General features: G+C 63.1%; 20 protein-coding genes and 1 pseudogene. 12 read left to right on the forward strand and 9 right to left on the reverse strand.

Annotated features, from left to right (window positions below):
- Positions 1-9: 9 nt before the first annotated feature.
- Complete coding sequence (locus tag EJ075_RS33475; protein ID WP_245458125.1) at positions 10-804, forward strand: hypothetical protein; 795 nt, start codon at positions 10-12, stop codon at positions 802-804.
- Positions 789-1,109, forward strand: a complete 321-nt coding sequence (locus tag EJ075_RS33075; protein ID WP_245458126.1) for a GGDEF domain-containing protein — start codon at positions 789-791, stop codon at positions 1,107-1,109. The genes EJ075_RS33475 and EJ075_RS33075 overlap by 16 nt, the downstream gene beginning before the upstream one ends.
- Positions 1,110-1,112: 3 nt before the next feature.
- Here the strand turns inward: EJ075_RS33075 and EJ075_RS33480 are convergent, their stop codons facing one another.
- Complete coding sequence (locus EJ075_RS33480; RefSeq protein WP_245458127.1) at positions 1,113-1,277, reverse strand: hypothetical protein; 165 nt, start codon at positions 1,275-1,277, stop codon at positions 1,113-1,115.
- Positions 1,223-1,576, reverse strand: coding sequence for a 2-dehydropantoate 2-reductase N-terminal domain-containing protein (locus tag EJ075_RS08730; RefSeq protein ID WP_245458128.1), 354 nt, complete (start codon positions 1,574-1,576; stop codon positions 1,223-1,225). Before EJ075_RS08730 ends, EJ075_RS33480 begins: the two co-directional genes overlap by 55 nt.
- A gap of 117 nt (positions 1,577-1,693) precedes the next feature.
- Between EJ075_RS08730 and dapE the strand changes: the two genes are divergently transcribed.
- Together dapE and EJ075_RS08740 are read left to right on the forward strand one after the other, a co-directional pair.
- Positions 1,694-2,893 carry a succinyl-diaminopimelate desuccinylase gene (gene dapE / locus EJ075_RS08735; protein ID WP_126104060.1) on the forward strand — a complete coding sequence of 400 codons (1,200 nt, stop codon included), beginning with the start codon at positions 1,694-1,696 and terminating at the stop codon, positions 2,891-2,893.
- Positions 2,894-2,895: 2 nt separating this feature from the next.
- Positions 2,896-3,489, forward strand: coding sequence for a transporter (locus tag EJ075_RS08740; protein ID WP_126104061.1), 594 nt, complete (start codon positions 2,896-2,898; stop codon positions 3,487-3,489).
- Here EJ075_RS08740 and truA read toward each other — a convergent pair.
- From truA to def, 4 genes are read right to left on the reverse strand one after another with little or no spacing between them, the layout of a single operon-like run.
- Positions 3,486-4,241, reverse strand: coding sequence for a tRNA pseudouridine(38-40) synthase TruA (truA, locus tag EJ075_RS08745; RefSeq protein WP_126104062.1), 756 nt, complete (start codon positions 4,239-4,241; stop codon positions 3,486-3,488). The genes EJ075_RS08740 and truA overlap by 4 nt on opposite strands.
- An 18-nt stretch (positions 4,242-4,259) precedes the next feature.
- On the reverse strand, positions 4,260-4,769 hold the full coding sequence (locus tag EJ075_RS08750) for an N-acetyltransferase (RefSeq protein WP_095484556.1): 510 nt from the start codon (positions 4,767-4,769) through the stop codon (positions 4,260-4,262).
- Positions 4,766-5,701: a methionyl-tRNA formyltransferase gene (gene fmt / locus EJ075_RS08755; protein WP_126104063.1), complete on the reverse strand. Its 936-nt coding sequence runs from the start codon at positions 5,699-5,701 to the stop codon at positions 4,766-4,768. Before fmt ends, EJ075_RS08750 begins: the two co-directional genes overlap by 4 nt.
- 9 nt (positions 5,702-5,710) lie before the next feature.
- Positions 5,711-6,256, reverse strand: a complete 546-nt coding sequence (def, locus tag EJ075_RS08760) for a peptide deformylase (RefSeq protein ID WP_077374507.1) — start codon at positions 6,254-6,256, stop codon at positions 5,711-5,713.
- A 104-nt stretch (positions 6,257-6,360) separates the two neighbouring features.
- On the opposite strand from def, the gene EJ075_RS08765 reads away from it, so the two are divergent.
- Complete coding sequence (locus EJ075_RS08765) at positions 6,361-7,629, forward strand: DNA recombination protein RmuC (RefSeq protein WP_126104064.1); 1,269 nt, start codon at positions 6,361-6,363, stop codon at positions 7,627-7,629.
- A 4-nt stretch (positions 7,630-7,633) separates the two neighbouring features.
- Here EJ075_RS08765 and EJ075_RS08770 read toward each other — a convergent pair whose 3' ends face one another.
- Positions 7,634-8,038 (reverse strand): GFA family protein, encoded by a 405-nt coding sequence (locus EJ075_RS08770; protein WP_095485074.1) that lies wholly within the window; start codon positions 8,036-8,038, stop codon positions 7,634-7,636.
- A 255-nt stretch (positions 8,039-8,293) separates the two neighbouring features.
- Here EJ075_RS08770 and EJ075_RS33080 point away from each other — a divergent pair, with 255 nt between their 5' ends.
- From EJ075_RS33080 to EJ075_RS08785, 3 genes and pseudogenes are all read left to right on the forward strand, one after another.
- Complete coding sequence (locus EJ075_RS33080; RefSeq protein ID WP_164547065.1) at positions 8,294-8,485, forward strand: hypothetical protein; 192 nt, start codon at positions 8,294-8,296, stop codon at positions 8,483-8,485.
- Between the two features lie 141 nt (positions 8,486-8,626).
- Positions 8,627-10,213 (forward strand): adenylate/guanylate cyclase domain-containing protein, encoded by a 1,587-nt coding sequence (locus EJ075_RS08780; RefSeq protein WP_126104065.1) that lies wholly within the window; start codon positions 8,627-8,629, stop codon positions 10,211-10,213.
- A 17-nt stretch (positions 10,214-10,230) separates the two neighbouring features.
- Positions 10,231-10,383 (forward strand): annotated as a pseudogene (locus EJ075_RS08785) (IS5/IS1182 family transposase); the annotation flags it as partial.
- Between the two features lie 13 nt (positions 10,384-10,396).
- Here EJ075_RS08785 and EJ075_RS08790 read toward each other — a convergent pair.
- Positions 10,397-11,206, reverse strand: coding sequence for a transglutaminase family protein (locus tag EJ075_RS08790; RefSeq protein WP_095484561.1), 810 nt, complete (start codon positions 11,204-11,206; stop codon positions 10,397-10,399).
- Positions 11,207-11,415: 209 nt separating this feature from the next.
- Here EJ075_RS08790 and EJ075_RS33935 point away from each other — a divergent pair, with 209 nt between their 5' ends.
- Positions 11,416-11,541 (forward strand): hypothetical protein, encoded by a 126-nt coding sequence (locus tag EJ075_RS33935; RefSeq protein WP_082982715.1) that lies wholly within the window; start codon positions 11,416-11,418, stop codon positions 11,539-11,541.
- A gap of 189 nt (positions 11,542-11,730) precedes the next feature.
- Positions 11,731-12,045, forward strand: coding sequence for a quaternary ammonium compound efflux SMR transporter SugE (gene sugE / locus EJ075_RS08800; protein ID WP_126104066.1), 315 nt, complete (start codon positions 11,731-11,733; stop codon positions 12,043-12,045).
- An 87-nt stretch (positions 12,046-12,132) separates the two neighbouring features.
- On the opposite strand, the gene EJ075_RS08805 is transcribed toward sugE, so the two are convergent.
- Complete coding sequence (locus EJ075_RS08805; RefSeq protein ID WP_023801556.1) at positions 12,133-12,561, reverse strand: DUF6481 family protein; 429 nt, start codon at positions 12,559-12,561, stop codon at positions 12,133-12,135.
- A gap of 231 nt (positions 12,562-12,792) precedes the next feature.
- Here EJ075_RS08805 and EJ075_RS08810 point away from each other — a divergent pair, with 231 nt between their 5' ends.
- Positions 12,793-13,854, forward strand: coding sequence for an LLM class flavin-dependent oxidoreductase (locus EJ075_RS08810; RefSeq protein ID WP_126107285.1), 1,062 nt, complete (start codon positions 12,793-12,795; stop codon positions 13,852-13,854).
- 235 nt (positions 13,855-14,089) lie between these two features.
- On the forward strand, positions 14,090-15,292 hold the full coding sequence (locus EJ075_RS08815; protein ID WP_126104067.1) for an AI-2E family transporter: 1,203 nt from the start codon (positions 14,090-14,092) through the stop codon (positions 15,290-15,292).
- Positions 15,293-15,327 lie beyond the last annotated feature (35 nt).

Genomic DNA, 15,327 nt, shown 5'->3' on the forward strand with positions numbered 1-15,327 from the left:
TCTTCGCCGATGAAAGCGGAACCGGAAGCTGTCCGCGCGCGGCTTCTCGACACCACTTACGACCGCAAATTCGCTGTCCTGTTCGGCACCATCAGCGTCCTGGTGCTGGCAGTCAGCGCCGCGGTCGTCACCGGCGACTGGTGGCCTTACGCCTGGATCGCGGCCGACCTCATCCTGTTTGCCGTCCGCTTCCTGCTGATGCGGGAATGTGAGCAGGTCCGCAAGCGCGGGCGAAAGGGGCCGCTGGCCGCCCTCATGGCCGCCGGGGGCCTATGGTCGGTCATTTTCGGCCTCGGCTGCTATGGCTGTGTCGCCAGCGGGCACATGACGCTCGCCGTGCTGGCTGCCTTGAATGTCGCAGGCGTCGTCGGCGTGGTGTCGTCACGCAATGCTGCGACCCCGCGCTTCGCCATATTCGTCATGCTGGCCGTAAGCCTGCCCTATCTGATTGGCGCGCTGTTTTCTCCGGCGCCCGGAATGCCGATCGTCGGAATTCAAATGCCGTTCTATGCGGCCGGCGTCGTCATCGCGCTGCTTCAAAACCATGCGATCAACGCCCGCATGCTCCGCGCCGAACTGGACAATCGCGATCTGGCGATCAAGGACGCGCTGACCGGCCTGCCAAACCGCATCTTCCTTCAGGAGAAACTGCGCGACATGTGCAGCGAGCTTGCGGCGCCGGCGGCAAATGGCGGCAGGCCGTTTGCCGTTCTCAGCATGGACCTCGACGCTTCAAACACGTCAATGACCGCTTCGGCCACGCGATCGGCGACATACTGCTGCGCAAGGTGGCCGAACGATTGAAGCGCGCTTTCCGGGCGGGGGATGTGGTCTTTCGCATCGGAGGTGACGAATTCGTCATCCTGCTGCCCGGCACATCCGAGATCGAAGCCACCTATTTGGCAAAGCGGGCCATTGAGAAGATTTCGGTACCTTTCGACCTTGAGGTGGGCACCGCCATACGGATCGGGTTGAGTATTGGGAGCGCCTTCGCGCCTGCCGACGGCGGCGAGCCGGAAGTTCTTCTCACCTGTTCGGATCACGCGCTCTATGAAGCCAAGCGCACCGGCAAGGGCCGTTACTGGGCGCATGTGCGGGCCGCGAACTGACGATCACACCTGATCATCGGGGCTGTGCGCCGCCATGATGGCCTCGGGCGTCAGGCCGGGCGATCCACGCCTTTCCTGCTCTGCCTTGCGCACCAGCGTCGCGACCCGCTTTATCAGTGGCGCCGGCGTGCCGGCTTTGTCCGCCAGGCGCAGAATCGCGCCTTGCAACTCGTCGATCTCGGTCGGCCGGCCGCGCTGCAGATCGTCCTCTTGACCGTCACAAGAATAATTTCAGCACCGCGCAAGGCGGCCGCCGGATCGGCGGTGGCCGACAGCCCATCCGGCTGGATGGAGCGATCGCGGCCGTCAAGCTCGGTGGCCCGCAACCCGTCCTTCCGCAAGGCCTCTTCGATGCGCGGCCGGGCCAGCAGAATCACCCGTCGCCCGGCGAGCGCGAGACAGCCGCCGGCATAGCAGCCGATGCTGCCGGCGCCGGCAATGACGATCCTCCTGTCCTCGTTGGCCATCTGATGGTGCTGCCTTGGCCTGCGACTATACGACATGAAAACCATAATGTCGGCGGGATGGCTGGCCCTTATGTCTGGCCGTGACAGGCCTTACGCTTTCCACTATCGCTTTTGCCCATGACGTTGCCTTCCGATCCCGCCAGAAATCTAGCCGCCCTTATCCGCTGTGCCTCGGTGACGCCCGCTGAAGGCGGAGCACTGAGCACGCTCGAAACAATGCTGAAGCCGCTCGGCTTTTCCGTCGAGCGCCCGGTGTTTTCGGAAGGCGGCACGCCCGATATCGAAAATCTCTATGCGCGGCGCTCCGGCAACGGTCCGCATCTGATGTTCGCCGGGCATACCGACGTGGTGCCGGTCGGCGACGAAGCTTCATGGACACATCCGCCTTTCGCCGCCGAGATTGCCAAGGGCGAGATGTTCGGCCGCGGCGCCGTCGACATGAAGGGCGGCATCGCCTGTTTCATCGCCGCGGTGGCGCGCCATATCGAGTCGAAGGGCGGCTTGAAAGGCTCGGTCTCGCTGCTGATCACCGGCGATGAAGAAGGGCCGGCCATCAACGGCACGACAAAGCTGCTCGAATGGGCAGCCGCCAAGGGCGAGAAGTGGGATGCGTCTATCGTCGGCGAACCGACCAATCCAGACGCGCTGGGCGATATGATCAAGATCGGCCGGCGCGGTTCGCTGTCCGGCAGCATCATCGTCAACGGCCGGCAGGGCCACGCCGCCTATCCGCAGCTTGCCGACAACCCGGTGCGCGGCCTGGTGACGCTGGTCGACGCCTTGCTGCACCCCGTCTTCGACGAGGGCACAAAGGATTTCCAGCCGACCAATCTGGAGGTGACCTCGATCGACGTCGGCAATCCGGCCACCAATGTCATTCCGGCGAAGGCGACCGCCACCTTCAACATCCGCTTCAACGACACATGGACCGCCGAGACCATCCAGGCGGAAATCCACAACCGTCTCGACAAGGCGGCGAAGCGCAAGAAATACCGGGCCGGCAAGACGATGCCGGTCGATTACGAGCTCCTCTGGCGCGATCGACCGAGCCACGTCTTCCTCACTCGCGACGACCGGCTGATCGAGACGCTCAGCGGCTCGGTCAAGGCGGTGATCGGCAGGAAGCCGGCGCTTTCCACCTCCGGCGGCACCTCAGACGCCCGCTTCATCAAGGACTATTGTCCGGTGGTCGAGTTCGGGCTGGTCGGCAAGACCATGCACATGGTCGATGAACGCGTCGCGCTTGCCGACCTCGAGACGCTGACGCAAATTTATCAGCGCTTCATCGAAGACTGGTTCGAGCGAGGCATATCGTAACCATGCTTTCGTCGGACGAAACCTATGCTTCCCTGACAGGCGCCTGGCGACTGATGCTCGGCAAGGCCGACGGGCTGCGCCTGCTCGACCTTTCGGCCGACGGTTTCTGGAATTCCTTCTTCGCCATCATCGTCGCGGCACCGGCGCTGATCGTCGGTTGGGTCGGCCTTGCCAACGAGATCGGCGATCCGGATGCATTCGCGGGGCGCTTCAGCATGCTGATCCGTCTGGCGACGGTCGACATTGGCGCCTGGGTACTGCCGCTTGTCGGCCTTGCCTTTATCGCGCCGCGTGCCGGCATTGGCGGGCGCTTCGTCCACTATGTCGTCGCCAGCAACTGGGCGTCGGCGATCATCGCCTGGATGATGCTGCCGTCGGCGTTGATCAGGCTTTTCCTGCCTTCCACCAACGAGTTCGCCGTACTGGCGTCGCTGCTTTTGTTTGCGCTGTCGATGGTCCTGACCTGGCGGATGACAAACATCGCCATCGGCAGGGGCGCAGCTGTCGGCACCGCCGTCTTCGCCGGCATGTTCGTGGCGTCGCTGGTCGTTCTGTTCGGCCTGCAGGCGCTGCTCGGCATCGGTGCGCCCGCTTAATCGACTTTCGGATAATCCACACCGACGAGAAAAAGTCCGTCGGGCGGCGCAACCTGGCCGCAGGCTGCACGGTCGCGCGCATCGAGCGCCGCCTTCAGGTCGGCAATTGTCCAGCCGCCTTCGCCGACGCGCTTCAGCGAGCCGACCATCGAGCGCACCTGATTGTGCAGGAACGAGCGCGCCGAGGCTCGCACTTCGATCACGTCACCCAGCCGACTGACATCCAGCCGATCAAGCGTCCGGATCGGGCTGTCGGCCTGGCATTGGGTCGAGCGGAACGTAGTGAAATCATGCCGCCCCAGCAGCACTTTTGCCGCCTCGTGCATGGCCTCGGCGTCGAGCCGCTTCGGCACCCACCAGATCTTGCCCTTGTCGAGCGCTGCCGGCGCGCGCCGGTTGACGATGCGATAGAGATAGTGGCGGCCGGTCGCCGAGAAACGCGCATCGAAGCTATCAGGCACGACAGCCGCCTTGAGGACGGCGATGCGCGCCTTGGCCGCTTGCAGATGGGCGTTGACCGCATCGCGCACCTTGTCATCGGGCCACGCCTTGACGAGATCGACATGCGCTACCTGGCCGGTCGCATGGACGCCGGCATCGGTGCGGCCGGCGCCGCGCAGCGAGACCTGCTCACCGCAGAATTTCTCGATCGCCTGCTCGATCGCCTGCTGCACCGAAGGCTGGTCTGCCTGGCGCTGCCAGCCGGCATAGAGGCTGCCGTCATATTCGATGTCGAGGCGAAAACGCGGCATTCCTAAAGCAGGATGAGGTTAGGCGGCGAGCGCGGAGCCGAAGGCCGAAGCGTAGACCAGCTTGCCGGTCTCAGGCGCCTCGCCCCAGGCCAGCGCCTGCAGCGCGTCGCCCTGATATTCGCTCTCGAATTTTTCGGCGCGTGCGTGGCTGTAGCCGAAGCGGCCATAATAGGCGGGATCGCCAAGCACCACCGCCAGCACCTCGCCGGCGTCCTTGAGACGGATATGCGCCTCGCGGACCAGCGCGCCGCCGATGCCGGTGCCATGGAATGACGGCTCGACGGCCAAAGGCGCCAGCGCCACCGCTGGAAAGCTCTTGCCACCATTCTGCACGAAAAGCCTGGAAAACAGGATGTGGCCGACCACCTGCCCATCTTCGTCCGCCACCAGCTCGACGACGGCATCGCCGCCGGTGACCAGCGCGTCGACCAGTCCGGCCTCCGCCTGCTGGCCGAATGCGTGTTCCTCGACAAGGCGGATCGCCTCGCGGTCCCGCGGCGTCGCCGCGCGTATCGACATCATGCTCATGAGAATTTCGTTCCTTTTTCGAGCTTGGCCCCGCGCAGAAACTCTTGCGCGGCAATGGGCCTTCCGCCCGCACGTTGAACTTCGACCAGCCTGATGGCGCCTGACCCGCAGGCGACCGTCAGGCGGTCATCGAGAATTCCTCCCGACTCGCCGGCGCCTTGCGAAAGCGTCGAGCGAAGCAGTTTCAGCCGTTCCAGGCGGCCGCCGATTTCGGTCTCGCACCATGCGCCGGGAAAGGGCGACAGGCCGCGAATATGATCGTGGACTTCGCCAGCAGGCCGCGTCCAGTCCACGCGCGTCTCCGCTTTATCGATCTTTTTGGCGTAGGTCACCCCCACCGTCGCCTGCGTGGTAAATGTCAGGGCATCCCGTTCCAGCCGTGCCAGCGCTTCCGCCATCAGCGCGGCACCAATGAGCATCAACCGATCGTGCAGGTCGCCGGCCGTCATATCGGGGCCGATGGCGCATTTTTCAATCATCGCCACCGGACCGGTGTCCAGACCTTCCTCCATCCGCATCACCATCATGCCTGTCTCGGCATCGCCGGCCATGACGGCGCGCTGGATGGGTGCGGCGCCGCGCCAGCGCGGCAACAGCGACGCGTGGCCATTGAGGCAACCGAGCCGCGGCGCCTCGAGGATGGGTTTGGGCAACAGCAATCCATAGGCGACGACCACGGCGACGTCGGCCCGCAAGGCGCGGAACGCCTGCTGCTCGGCCTCGCTCTTCAGCGACACCGGCGTCCGCACCTCGACGCCCAGCCGCTCCGCCTCGCGCTGCACCGGCGATGGCGTCAGTTCCAGCCCGCGGCGACCTGCGGCGCGCGGCGGCTGGGTGTAGACGGCTTCTATCTCATGCCCGGCCTCCGCGATCGCCCGCAGCGTCGGCACCGAGAATTCGGGCGTACCCATGAAAACGACGCGCAGGGGCATTTTTGAGCCCTATCCCACCAACTTGCCCGGCGCCTTGCTGCCTGATGGTTTGTCCCTGGCGAGCTTCTTGAACTTCTTGACCACCATGTCGCGCTTCAGCTTCGAGATGTGGTCGATGAACAGAACGCCGTTGAGATGATCTATCTCATGCTGCAGGCAGGTCGCCATCAGCCCTTCGGCCTCGATCTCCTGCAGCTTGCCGTCGCGATCGAGATATTTCACACGCACGGCGGCGGGGCGCTCGACCTCGGCATAGTAATCCGGGATCGACAGGCAACCCTCCTCGTAGACCGAGCGCTGATCGGCGCTGTCGAGAACCTCGGGGTTGATGAAGACATGCGGCGCCGGCGTCTCGTCTTCCTTGGCGAGGTCGATCACCAGCATGCGCAACGGTTCGCCGACCTGGATCGCCGCCAGGCCGATGCCCGGCGCATCGTACATGGTCTCCAGCATGTCGTCGGCGAGCTTGCGCAAGGCGCCGTCGACGCGCTCGATCGGTTTCGAAACCTGGCGCAGGACGGGATCGGGAAGAATGATGAGAGGCTTGATCGACATGGCGTCTCACCTAAGACGTCGCACGGAAAGCGTCAACCGGGGCAATTGAAGCGCCGTTCACGTTTTGATCTGTGCCGTCAGGGAGAATCATCTATGCTGTCCATATGACCGACCTGACATCAATCCTGTCCGAACCAATCGCCCGGCTCGGCGCCACCACGATCACGCTCGGCCACGCATTGGCATTCGGCGCGATCCTGTTTCTGGGCCTGTTCGTGGCGCTGGTCGTCGCGCTGTGGCGGTCGGCCAAGGCGCGTGCAGTGGCGGCTGCGGAAGCCGCCGACCACGCCCGCGACGCCGAGGCGCGGATGGCCGGCATCCTGCAAAGCCAGGCCGAGATGCAGGGCCGCATGGGCGCCATCGCCGAAGTGTTCGGGGCGCGGCAGGCCGAACTCACACAGTCGATCGGCCAACGCCTCGACGCGATGACCGGCCGCCTCGGCCAGACCATGACCGAGCAGACGAAATCGACGCATGAGAGCCTTGCCAAGCTGCAGGAACGGCTGGCGGTCATCGATATCGCGCAGGGCAACATCCAGTCGCTCGCCGGCCAGGTCGTTCAGCTCCAGGCGATCCTCTCCAACAAGCAGACGCGCGGCGCCTTCGGCCAGTCGCGCATGGAGGCGATCGTCGCCGACGGCCTGCCGCACGGGGCCTACGAATTCCAGGCGACCTTGTCGAACGGCAGCCGGCCCGACTGCCTGGTGAAGATGCCGAACGGCGCGCCGGCGCTTGCCATAGACGCCAAGTTTCCGCTGGAAGCCTGGAACGCCATCCGTGCCGCCGAAGGCGTCGATTTGCAGAAGGTCGCCGCACAAGCGTTTCGACGCGACATCGAGGTGCATGTCCGCGATATATCAGAAAAATACCTGATCCAGGGCGAGACGCAGGACACCGCTTTCATGTTCGTGCCGTCGGAATCGGTGTTTGCCGAGATCCACGAGAATTTCGAGGGGATTGTCCACAAGGCGCACCGCGCCCGCATCGTCATCGTCTCGCCGTCGCTGCTGATGTTGTCGATCCAGGTCATCCAGGCGATCCTCAAGGACGCCCGCATGCGCGAGCAGGCGCATCTGATTCAGGGCGAGGTGATCCGGCTGATGGAGGATGTCTCGCGCCTCGACGAGCGGGTGCGCAAATTGCAGAGCCATTTCGGCCAGTCGGCCAAGGATATCGACGATATCCTCGTCTCGACGTCGAAGGTGACCAAGCGCGGCCAGAAGATCGAGGCGCTGGAGTTCGGCGCGCAGCCGACGGAGGGCGACGCCGGATCGGCCGAGACCACACACGGCGCGAAGGTCGAAGCGGGTGCGCGCGTCGCCGACTCCAAGACCGGTCATCTGAGACTTAGGGTCGTCGAAGGCGACGACTGAGAGGCTACTGCTCCTCGACGATCGTCGTGCCTTCGAAGTCCGGCAGCCAGTGTAGCGCCGAGCGATGCCACAACTGCCGTCTCGGCACCAGTTCATCGCGCTGACGCGCCGTGCCTACCCTGATGCCGTAGACTTTCGGTCCGTCACCGACCGACGTGGCATAGAGATGCGAACCGCACTCGCCGCAAAAAGCCTGGGCGCGCCTGGCGCCGCTCGACCCGGTCTTGATGTAGATCTTCGGCGTGCCCCTGGTGATCCGGTAATGATCCTCCGACGCCGGCACGGTCACCCGAAACGCCGTTCCAGTCAGTTGCTGGCAATCGATGCAGTGGCAGATATTGGTCTTTTCCGGATCGACTTCGGCCTCGTAGGTGATGGCCCCGCAATGGCACCCGCCGTCGATTTTCATCTTCATTCCTCCCAAAATCCGTTCGGCAATGCTTGAGCGACGTGCGCCCGTTTGGACACATAGTATGGTGTAATGCTTTGAACCTACACATCATGCTTTCCGAAATCGACTCCGACATTCGAGTCGATGCGGCAGCGCGGCAGGCGAACCTTGCAACGGCAGGCCTCTAGTCCGGCGCTTGTCCCGACGCAGCCTCTATGGCCTTGAGCCGGCGGGCTCAGGTTCCGCTGGTCTGCGGCTTTGACGAACAGTCGCGTGACCTCGGGCATCTCGGTCTTCAAGCCGTGCCTCGATGTGTTCGACGCAGGTCTCGATCTCGGGCGCCGACAAATGGTCCTCGTTGGCAACCGGCTCGGGCGCCATCGGTCGGACTTTGAGCATTCCTTCTCCAAGCGTGAGAACAGTCCGCAGTTGGCCGGGCGCGCCAGTATGCGAAATCCGCTGTGAACGTGGGGGCTTAGCCACAACCGCCAAGGTCGGTCCGTCGTTGCAGGGCTGGCGTGTTTTCATCGAGCCAAGACTGACGCTAGGTACCGTGCCGGGAATGAGATATAGTTCAGATACTAGTGACTGCCGGGCGCTGGCACAATGGCTGGACTGGGTGAACAGATTGCGCGTCAGCAGCGCACCATGGGACCGCTCCTGGTGGCGGCAGTGGTCATCGGCCTTATAGGCCTGCCCGTCGCAGCCTGGCTCGACCTCCGAGACCTATCGGAACGGATGCTGCGCACGCAAGCCAGCGAAATCAGCCGGATCATCGACGAAATGCGCGGATTTTACGGCAGCGACGTCGTGGGACGCGTGCTGCAAGCAGACGACGCCGTGACCGCGACGCACAACTACCGGGACGTGCCAGGTGCGATCCCTATTCCAGCAACCCTCTCGATCGAACTCGGCAAGCGCATCAGCGCTCACGACGGGTCCGTCAAATATCGGTTCGTCTCCGATCTACCTTTTAAAGGTCGCGACCCCCACCAGCTCGATCTATTCGAGCGGAATGCAATCTTTGCTTTGCGTGCCAACCCGAGGGAGCCGATCATCGAAGTCTCGGGTTCGCTGTTTGACCGGCACGTCCGCGCCGCGGCCCCCGTTGTAATGGGACAAGTCTGCGTGACCTGCCATAACTCACACCCGGACAGCCCCAAGACGGACTGGAAGGTAGGGGATGTCCGAGGGATCCAGGAGATATCAGTCAATCAGCCTATCGCTGCGAACGTCCTCGCCTTCAAGTATCTGCTCCTATATTTCGGCTTCGCGGCGGCGGCGGGCCTGACGTTCATTCTCCTGCAGCGTCGGCAGTCCGCCTTGGTTCAGGGCATCAACAAGGAGCTTTCCGAGGCAAACGACTTCCTGGCCGCGATTTCATTGAAGATCGCCAAATACCTCTCGCCTCAAATTTACAAAAGCATCTTCAGCGGCCAGAAGGACGTCACCATCGCGACCGAGCGCAAGAAGCTCACGATCTTTTTCTCCGACGTCAAGGATTTCACCGCGATCGTGGAACGGCTCCAGCCCGAGGACCTGACGGTTCTCCTCAACGAGTACTTCACCGAGATGTCGAGGATCGCGCTCAAACACGGCGCCACCGTCGACAAGTTCATCGGCGACGCGCTTCTTGTGTTCTTCGGAGACCCGGAGACGCAAGGCATCGAGGAAGACGCGAGAGCCTGCTTGCGCATGGCTGTCGACATGCAGCGTCGGCTGGAGCAGTTGAACAGGGTGTGGCGTGACCGCGGAGTTGAACGGCCCTTCCGAGCTCGCATGGGCATCAACACGGGCTATTGCAATGTTGGGAACTTCGGTTCCGATGATCGGATGGACTACACGATCATCGGAGCCGAAGCGAACTTGGCGGCCCGTCTGCAGTCGATTGCCGAGCCCGGCGGCATCTGCCTCAGCTATGAAACTTACGCGCTCGTCCGCGACCTTGTCCGGGCGCGTCCGTTAGCACCGATTGCCATGAAGGGGATCAGCCGGGAGGTTGTCCCCTATGAAGTCGAGGGCCTCCTGGGTGAACTGGCCCAGCGCCCTCAGGTCATCAGCGAGCACGCGACTGGCCTCGACTTGTTCCTCGATGTTGAGGCAATCGACGAGAACGGGGTCGAGCGGGCGAAGAAACGACTTTCGGAGGCGCTCCTGGCCTTAACCATCCGAAGCAAGCCCGCCGCTTTTTAGGTTCTCTAGAAACTGTCCCACTGTCAGGGCACCTCTATGCCCAGCATCATCTCGCCGAGTGCTGCTCCTCCAAACTCAAGCAGTTCCGCTGGGTCGCAACCCGCTCGAGAAAACCGCCCGCAATTACCGCCGTTGTCACTCTCGCGGCTATTGTCTTGTGGTTGCGGTAACTGTCCACACGGCCTAATCGACGATCTCGTTCGTCCAGACCTTGAAACCGGCCAGCGTGCCCGGCCCGAAAATATGGGTCAGCGGCACATCGGCAGCGTCGCGGCCGGAGGCGATCAGGATGCGGCCTATGCGCGGCGCATTGTTGCGCGGATCGAAGGCATGCCAGCGGCCGCCGAGATAGACCTCCATCCAGGCAGCGAAATCCATGTCCGACCACGGTTTCGGCAGGCCGATGTCGCTGATGTAGCCGGTGCAATAGCGGGTCGGGATGTTCAGGGCGCGGCAGAAGGCGACGGCGAGATGGGCAAAATCGCGGCAGACGCCGCTTTGCTCACGATATGCCTCGGCTGCCGTGCGCGTCGGCCGCGCATTGCCGTAATTGAAGATGATGTGGTTGTGGACGAAGTCGCAGACCGCCTGAACCCGTGGAATGCCGAGCGGTGTGTGGCCGAACAGCCGCCATGCCTCGCTCGCCAGCACGTCGCTCTCGCAATAGCGGCTAGGCAGCAGGAACAGCAATGTTTCCGACGGCAGGTCGCGCACCTCGTGCTGCCACGCCACCAGCTCGCCCAACTCGAAGGTTCCCGGGTCGCGGATCACGGCGTCCGTGCCGAAGGTGAAGCGACCGGGCGGGGCGACAAGACGGTTGCACCAATTGCCGAAACTGTCGCGGTAGCTCTCGATCGGCACCGGTGGGTTCGAGGTCAGGAAATCCGGCCGCTCGAGATCGGACGCCCGGGAATAGTGGACGTTGAGCATCGCGATCAGCGGCGCTTCCTGCGGAAAGTCGAAGCTCATCTCGCAGCCGATGTGGATTCGCATTGTCGTCCTGACCGGCCTGCCGGATCAACACCCGGCGAAGGCACGGGCTGTTGCTGCAGTGCAAAAAGATCATCGCACGGACCAACGCGGTTTGCGAGCGAATTAGAAACCGCTTGACGGCCGCCGGCCGGCACAGGCGCCAGATTATGCCTCTTGCGGTCGGGCGTTTCTCTTGGTTCATTTCGCTTGCCACAATCGGAGGACGAATCATGGCTAAAGGTGCGATGAAGGCGGGCAAAGAAGCCCGCAAGCCGAAGAAGGACGCGAAGAAACCCGCCGCTGCCCCGACCCTGAAGGCGCCGCCCGTCAAGGCGACCAAACTCAAGGACAGGTAAGTCTCGGCGTTTCGGCGCAAGGCCATGACCGGCGGCATTTCAGGACCAATCGACAGTCAGCGATTGGTCCTGAAATGCCGCCGGCGCTGCTGTTGATTGGGCACCCGAAATTTCTATATCAATGCAGCGAAGACGACTTCGCGCTTTCCGAAAAGACCGGGACGACCCGCAATTCAATGGAGCGTTCCGATGTCGTGGATTCTTCTCTTCTTCGCTGGCCTGTTCGAGATCGGCTGGGCGATCGGCCTCAAATACACTAATGGGTTTTCGAAGCCGCTGCCGACGGTCCTGACGGTTGTCTCGATGGTCGTCAGTCTCGCCTTGCTCGGACTGGCGCTGAAGACGCTGCCGGTCGGCACGGCCTATGCGGTGTGGACCGGCATCGGCACAGTCGGCACGGCGCTGCTTGGCATCTGGCTGCTCGGCGAGCCTGCGACGGCGATCAGGCTGGCCTGCATCGCGCTCATCGTCTGCGGCATTATGGGGCTGAAGCTCGCGGCCTAGTTTGGCTGCAAGATTGCAACACAAACGCCTTCAGGGCCGCTGCAAGGCGGCCCTGAATTTGCTTGGTGAAATCGCGCTGTAGGAGCGCTAGCGAGCCGAAAAGCCCGGGGGCGTCCTGCCGGTGCGCTGCTTGCGCGCCGCATAGCGCGCGTCGCGCTTAGCCTTGCGCTCGGCCTCGTCGGCGAGCAAACGAGCGATGCGCTCGTTCTCTTCGGCTTCCCGAATCTTCGCTTCCGCCTGCGCCGCTTCTTCGGCAGCGATACGCGCTGCTTCGGCAGCCGCTTCGCGCTCGGCCTTCTCGGCCGCTTCGCGCGCCAGCTTTTCCTGCTTCAGCCTGGCCTTTTCGGCCTCGCGTATCGCACGAGCTTCGAGGATTGCCTTGCGTTCGGCCTGTCGTGCCAGCACTGCTGGATCGTCTGCTGCCGGCTTTGCCTTGAAGCGCTCGAGAAGCGCCTTCTTTGCCTCGTTTGCGGCATTGCGCCGCTCGAAAACGTCTTTTTCCCTATAGATAGCCAAGTCCACTTCCCTGGAGTCAATTTGCGAGGCTTACATACGCGTGAAAACCCAGAGTTCAAGCGCCAAAACGGTATGCCAGCCATGAAATTCTGAGCTGTTGCAGTCGGGAGACGCCTTTTCGGCTGAATTCGACTGAAACGGACAGGCACCGTTCACCATCCGCCCCTCTGGCGGCGCGGCGGACTGGTCGCTACCTGTAGCGCGAAATACAAAACGCCAGGATGACACATGATGGAACTCGGTCTCTATACCTTCGCCGACGTCAGCCCGGAACCGGGTCCCGGTGCCATCGGCGCGCATGAGCGGCTGCGCAACCTGATCGAGGAGATCGAGCTGGCCGACCAGGTCGGCCTCGACGTGTTTGGGCTGGGCGAGCATCACCGTCCCGATTATGCAGCTTCAGCGCCAGTCGTGGCCCTGGCCGCGGCCGCCGAACGCACCAGGCGCATAAAGCTGACCAGCGCGGTCACCGTGCTTTCCTCCGACGATCCGGTTCGCGTCTTCCAGCAGTTTGCGACACTCGACCTTCTCTCCGGTGGCCGCGCCGAGATCATGGCCGGGCGCGGCTCGTTCATCGAATCCTTTCCGCTGTTCGGCTACAATCTCGAAGACTATGACGAGCTCTTCGCCGAAAAGCTCGACCTGCTGCTTGCCATCCGCGATAGCGTCAAGGTGACCTGGTCGGGCAGGCTGCGCGCTCCTATCAACGATCGCGGCGTCTATCCCCGCCCTTTCCAGGACAAATTGCCGATCTGGATCGCGATTGGCGGCACGCCGCAGTCCGCCGCGCGGGCCGGCGCGCTCGGCCTGCCGCTGGCGCTGGCCATCATCGGCGGTGAGCCGGCACGGTTCGCGCCGTTGTTCGACATTTACAGGGAGGCGGCCAAACGGGCCGGCAACGATCCGGCTGATCTCGCCACCAGCCTCAACGTCCACGGCTTCATCGCCGAGACCACCGACCAGGCGGCCGACGATTTTTATGGGCCGCAGGCCGAGGTGATGAACCGCATCGGCCGCGAGCGTGGCTGGGGTCCAACGTCAAGGGCGCATTTCGACCAGTCGCGTGGCCCGAACGGCGCACTGTTCGTCGGCAATCCCGCACAGGTGGCCGAAAAGATCGTTGCCCAGCACAGGATCTTCGGCAACGACCGCTTCCTGCTGCAAATGGCGATCGGCACCATGCCGCACGCCAAGATCATGAAGGCGATCGAGCTCTACGGCACCAAGGTCGCGCCGATCGTGCGCAAGGAAACGGCGAAGACCATCCCTGCCGTGGCCGCGCCGGCCGCCTGATTCATCGGCCCTGATTCACTGGCAAGGGCGCAGTACGGCCTTGCCATCAACGCCGGCTAACGCATCGGCCCGAAAATCGGAATCGATTTTCGGAAAGCACGATGCGTAGATTCAAAGTGTTAGAGCGTGCTTTGTGCGTCCAAGTGGACGCACGTCGCTCTAACGGAACTTTGAAGCCGCAAAGGCGTTTCCGCCAACAGCGTACACCAATCGTGGTGTGCCGCCGAGGGCCAGAATGAAAGCCGACCCCGCCGCTTTGGGCGCAGGCGCTGCCGAAAGCCCGGATCCGCGCGTCGAGGCGCGGGCGGACACGCATCTGATGCGTTCGCTGCTCGTCGGCATCTTCATCCTTATGGCGATCTACGCGCTCTCCTTCGCTCGTGCCTTCTTCATGCCGGTCATTCTGGCTTTCCTGCTGGCGCTGACGCTGACGCCGATCGTCCGCTTCCTGCGCAAACACGGCTTGCCCGACGTGATGTCGGCGACATTGCTGGTGCTGCTGTCGTTCTGCGTCGTCGCCGTCGCAGGATATCTACTCAGCGGGCCAGTCATTGATCTCATCAACAACACCTCGGTGATTGGCCAGCAGCTGACCGAACGGCTCGCGCAACTGCGGCGCCCTTTCGAAAGGATCATGGAGATTTCGCGGCAGATAGAGGGGCTGACGCAGACATCCCAGGAGCCGGGCGTTCAGAGGGTAGCCATGGCGCAATCCGGCCTTCTCCCGCAAGCCGCCAGCAATTTGCTGTCGGCAGGCACCAGCCTCATCATCGTCTTCGTCCTGTCGCTGTTCCTGCTCGCCTCCGGCACGATGTTCTATGAGAAGATCGTCGAATCCTTCCCCAGTCTCAGCGAAAAGAAGCGGGCACTGCGCGTCGTCTATGACGTCGAACGTGAAATCTCGCACTACCTGCTCACCGTCGCCGTCATCAATACATGCCTGGGGTTGGTCATCGGACTCGGCCTCTGGGCACTCGGCGTGCCCAACCCGCAGGTCTGGGGCGCGGCAGCGGCTCTGCTCAATTTCCTGCCCTATATCGGGGCGCTGATTACAATCACGCTTGTCACGATCATCGCGCTGATCAGCTTCGACAGCATCTCCTACGCGCTGCTGGCGCCGGCCTTCGTGCTGTTGTGCGATACCGTCGAGGGCCAATTCGTGACGCCGACGGTGGTTGGCCGCCGCCTCGAGATCAATGCGGTGGCGATCCTCATCGCCATCGCCTTCTGGTCCTGGCTGTGGGGTTTCGTCGGCGCGCTGATGGCGGTGCCGCTGCTGGTCGTCATCAAGGTGTTCTGCGATCATTTCGACGGCCTCAGCCATGTCGGCAATTTCCTGGCGGCGCAGCATACTGCGGTGGTTGAAGAAGAACTCATCGAGGAGACGAACAGCGCTGCAGCGCAAACCGGCACGCGGCGTTTGCGGCGCCCGGATTGAATGCCTATATCGAGCTGGTCAAAGCCTGGCTCCCT

It is taken from the genome of Mesorhizobium sp. M6A.T.Cr.TU.016.01.1.1 (assembly GCF_003952585.1).
GTDB classification, from domain to species: domain Bacteria; phylum Pseudomonadota; class Alphaproteobacteria; order Rhizobiales; family Rhizobiaceae; genus Mesorhizobium; species Mesorhizobium mediterraneum.

Bases quoted from the DNA above. Each gene is read 5' to 3' on its own strand.
- EJ075_RS08765 (WP_126104064.1), top strand. From the start codon at position 6,361: ATGACCGACCTGACATCAATCCTGTCCGAACCAATCGCCCGGCTCGGC.
- EJ075_RS08740 (WP_126104061.1), top strand. From the start codon at position 2,896: ATGCTTTCGTCGGACGAAACCTATGCTTCCCTGACAGGCGCCTGGCGA.
- def (WP_077374507.1), bottom strand. From the start codon at position 6,256: ATGTCGATCAAGCCTCTCATCATTCTTCCCGATCCCGTCCTGCGCCAG.
- EJ075_RS08790 (WP_095484561.1), bottom strand. From the start codon at position 11,206: ATGCGAATCCACATCGGCTGCGAGATGAGCTTCGACTTTCCGCAGGAA.
- EJ075_RS33935 (WP_082982715.1), top strand. From the start codon at position 11,416: ATGGCTAAAGGTGCGATGAAGGCGGGCAAAGAAGCCCGCAAGCCGAAG.
- EJ075_RS08730 (WP_245458128.1), bottom strand. From the start codon at position 1,576: ATGGCCAACGAGGACAGGAGGATCGTCATTGCCGGCGCCGGCAGCATC.
- EJ075_RS08750 (WP_095484556.1), bottom strand. From the start codon at position 4,769: ATGAGCATGATGTCGATACGCGCGGCGACGCCGCGGGACCGCGAGGCG.
- sugE (WP_126104066.1), top strand. From the start codon at position 11,731: ATGTCGTGGATTCTTCTCTTCTTCGCTGGCCTGTTCGAGATCGGCTGG.
- truA (WP_126104062.1), bottom strand. From the start codon at position 4,241: ATGCCGCGTTTTCGCCTCGACATCGAATATGACGGCAGCCTCTATGCC.
- EJ075_RS08815 (WP_126104067.1), top strand. From the start codon at position 14,090: ATGAAAGCCGACCCCGCCGCTTTGGGCGCAGGCGCTGCCGAAAGCCCG.
- fmt (WP_126104063.1), bottom strand. From the start codon at position 5,701: ATGCCCCTGCGCGTCGTTTTCATGGGTACGCCCGAATTCTCGGTGCCG.
- EJ075_RS08780 (WP_126104065.1), top strand. From the start codon at position 8,627: ATGGCTGGACTGGGTGAACAGATTGCGCGTCAGCAGCGCACCATGGGA.
- dapE (WP_126104060.1), top strand. From the start codon at position 1,694: ATGACGTTGCCTTCCGATCCCGCCAGAAATCTAGCCGCCCTTATCCGC.
- EJ075_RS08810 (WP_126107285.1), top strand. From the start codon at position 12,793: ATGGAACTCGGTCTCTATACCTTCGCCGACGTCAGCCCGGAACCGGGT.
- EJ075_RS08770 (WP_095485074.1), bottom strand. From the start codon at position 8,038: ATGAAAATCGACGGCGGGTGCCATTGCGGGGCCATCACCTACGAGGCC.
- EJ075_RS33475 (WP_245458125.1), top strand. From the start codon at position 10: ATGAAAGCGGAACCGGAAGCTGTCCGCGCGCGGCTTCTCGACACCACT.